This is a genomic window from Kitasatospora sp. NPDC029367 (assembly GCF_055569135.1).
In genome coordinates, this window is sequence record NZ_JBVHYH010000061.1 from 1 (window position 1) to 3,037 (window position 3,037).

General features: G+C 67.8%; 3 protein-coding genes. All 3 read right to left on the reverse strand.

The window, feature by feature from the left end; genetic code table 11:
• Positions 1-104: 104 nt before the first annotated feature.
• Genes panD through ACZ4W5_RS27650 form a run of 3 tightly spaced genes read right to left on the reverse strand, consistent with a single transcriptional unit; the run spans position 105 to position 2,518 of the window.
• On the reverse strand, positions 105-512 hold the full coding sequence (gene panD / locus ACZ4W5_RS27640; protein ID WP_360245531.1) for an aspartate 1-decarboxylase: 408 nt from the start codon (positions 510-512) through the stop codon (positions 105-107).
• A 31-nt stretch (positions 513-543) separates the two neighbouring features.
• Complete coding sequence (locus ACZ4W5_RS27645) at positions 544-1,215, reverse strand: FMN-binding negative transcriptional regulator (RefSeq protein ID WP_465657592.1); 672 nt, start codon at positions 1,213-1,215, stop codon at positions 544-546.
• Entirely contained in the window at positions 1,202-2,518 is a 1,317-nt protein-coding gene (locus tag ACZ4W5_RS27650) for a lysine N(6)-hydroxylase/L-ornithine N(5)-oxygenase family protein (RefSeq protein WP_465657594.1), read from the reverse strand. The genes ACZ4W5_RS27645 and ACZ4W5_RS27650 overlap by 14 nt, the downstream gene beginning before the upstream one ends.
• Positions 2,519-3,037 lie beyond the last annotated feature (519 nt).

Here is a 3,037-nt window from a genome sequence, read left to right on the forward strand (position 1 = left end):
CCCCCCCCCCCCCCCCCCCCCCCCCCCTCCCCCCCCCCCCCCCCCCCCCCCCCCCCCCCCCCCCCCCCCCCCCCCCCCCCCCCCCCCCCCCCCCCGCTGCCCGGCTAGGGGGCTCCGGACACCAGGCCGTGCCCCGGCGGTACGGCTGCCGGATCGGTGCCGGCGTCCAGGATGCGGTTGGCTTCGTCGACGAAGACGACCCTGGGGTCCATCGTGCGGGCCTCGGCGTCGTCGACCGTCGCGTACGAGATGATGATCACCAGGTCGCCTTCGTGGACCAGTCGGGCCGCGGCGCCGTTGATCCCGATGATGCCGCTGCCGCGCGGTCCCGCGATGACGTAGGTCTCCAGGCGGGAGCCGTTGTTGATGTCCACGATGTGGACCAGCTCGCCCGCGAGCAGGTCGGCGGCCTCCATCAGGTCCTCGTCCACGGTGACCGAGCCCACGTAGTGGAGGTTGCACTGGGTCACGGTGGCTCGATGGATCTTCGACTTCAGCATCGTGCGCTGCATGGTTCGTCCTCCCGAGTGATGGTGGTGGGCGTTACGGAGCGAGGTCGCCGGGTTCGTCGGAGGCCGCGCGTTCGATCATGGTGGCCAGTTCCCGCCGCCGACTCCCGTCGTCCCGGCGGAAGTTGTCGATCACCTTGGCCACGACCTCGGGCGGCTGCTCCTGGCTGAGCTTGAACATGCTGTCGACGCTCCGGACCTCGATCTCGAACCCGCGGACCCCGGGCAGCAGTCGGTCGAAGTACTCGAGCGAGTCGCTCATGTCCCAGCCAGTGCCGACCTCCCGCTCGAAGGTGCGCACGGTGGCCCGCACGATCCCCCTGAGCTCGTCGGGGTCGTCGATCAGCCGCAGTGCGCCGTGGACGTGAACGGAGGTGAAGTCCCAGGTCGGGGCCGCGGGGGACTTCTCGTAAACCGTCGGCGACAGGTAGGAGCCGGGCCCCTGGAAGACGAGTACGGCGTGATCGACCCCGGCCAGGGCCTCCCAGTGGGGGTTGAGCACGTTCAGGTGTCCGAGGATCCGCCGGCCGACGAGGTGGTCCCCGGAGGCGGGAGAGCCATCGGGCTCCTCGGCGAGCAGCACGGGGACGTGGGTGGCCCAGGGGTGTTGCGGCCCGTTGGTGGCCAGCAGGGCCAGCGGATGGGAACGGATCAGTTCGAGGGTCCAGGACGGGTCCTGCGGCCGGTACTGCTCAGGAACGTACATCGCCGAGTCCCTTCGACCTCGCCCGTCCGAGCTGCCCGGGAGCCGCGCCCCGGTCGCGTCCGGCCACCGACTCGACGATCTCGCCGGCCCTGACCGCCGTGGTCGACAGCAGCGAGGAGGACAGGCCGTGCGTGTGCTCCGTCCCGCCCTGGAGGTAGATCCCGCACTCCACCGAGCTCTCGGTCACCACCTTGTGGTCCCGCTGGACGCGTAGGAGACCGGAGGAGTCGCGCTTGCAGAAGTCGGCCGTCCCGCCGAGCACCGCGAGCGGATCCATCGGCCGGTAGCCGGTCGCGAAGACCACCAGATCGGTGTCGAGGTCGACGAGTTCGCCGCTGGGAAGGTGCTCCAGCCGGAGCCGGACCCGGTCGGGTTCCGAGGTCACCTGCCGCACCGCCGTCATGTGGCGCACGTGCAGCCGGGGAACACCGCGGACGGACTCCCGGTAGATCCGGTCGTACAGGTCCTCGATCACCTCGATGTCGACCACCGAGTAGTTCGTGTTCGCGTGGTACTGGAAGAACTTCTGCTGCACGTGCGGCGGCGCGGAGAAGAATTCGTCGACGGCCGCCGGGTCGAAGACGCGGTTGGCGAAGGGCGAGTCATCCGCGGGGCTGTAGCCGTAGCGCGAGAAAACCGCGTGGACGTCGGCGTTCGGAAAGGTGTCGTGAAGGTGCCCGGCTATCTCGGCGGCGCTCTGCCCCGCGCCGACGACCGTACACACCGACGGATCCCCCGGGAACTCCGCGAGTCGGTTGAGGAAGTCGGAACTGTGCCACAGGCGGTCCGTGGCCTCCAGTCCGAGCGGCAGAGTGGGAACGATACCGCTGGCGATCACCAGGTTCCGGGTCCGGTGCACGACCACCACGTCCGGGTTGCCGATTTCGCGCGAGACAACGTCCAGGTGGACGACCCTGCCGTCCTCCTCGACGGGGCGGACCTCGACCACTTCGGTGCCGTAGCGAACGAGTTCCGTGAACTGCGCTGCCACCCATTCCAGGTAGTCGTGGAACTCGATGCGCAGCGGGAACAACGTCTTGTGGTTGATGAACCGGACCAGCCGGTCGCGCTCGTGCAGATACGTCAGGAAGGTGAACCGACTGCCCGGATTCCGCATCGTGGCAAGGTCCTTGAGGAAGCTGACCTGCATCGTCGCCTGGTCGAGCAGCATGCCCTTGTGCCATTCGAAGCGCTGCTTGCGCTCGATGAAGCCGGCCCGCAGCGGGGCGCCCGAGGTGGCCTCGTTGTATTCCTCGACGGCTACCGCCAGAGCCAGATTGGAGGGACCGAAACCGACTCCCAAAATGTCGAAAACCGGACCACTGTACGTCGTTGTCGGTTGCATGTGGTGTTCTCATCCCGTTCTTGGGGCTGCCGTGCGCGGGAGGTAAATTCCGGGATGCCCCGTCGGAAACACATCTCCGCACATGTCCGGAGTGGGCGTCAAGAAGGGACGCTCCGTGCTGTCGGTCGGGCCGGCAGCAGTTGAACGGAAGCTCAGCAGTTAAACGGTGCTCAGCAGTTGAACGGATGCTCAGCGGTTGAACAGGCGCTCCTTGACACGGTCCCGGCCGCCGGTGAGGATCACCGAGCGTTGCTGTCCTGGGATGTGTACCACCGGGGCGCGCACGATCCGTAGGTCAATCCTCCCGAGCAGGGGTCGAGAACCGGCGGGTAGCCGTCAAGGCCGCCGTCGGTCCGTTCGGTCTGCCCGGTCTGTTCGCATTACCGATCCGAATCATTTCCGGTTCAGGCTTGAGATCAGTCGATGAATCTCGGAATTCCGCGCCTGGACGCTCGTCGCCTCTCCTGTGGAGTCTTC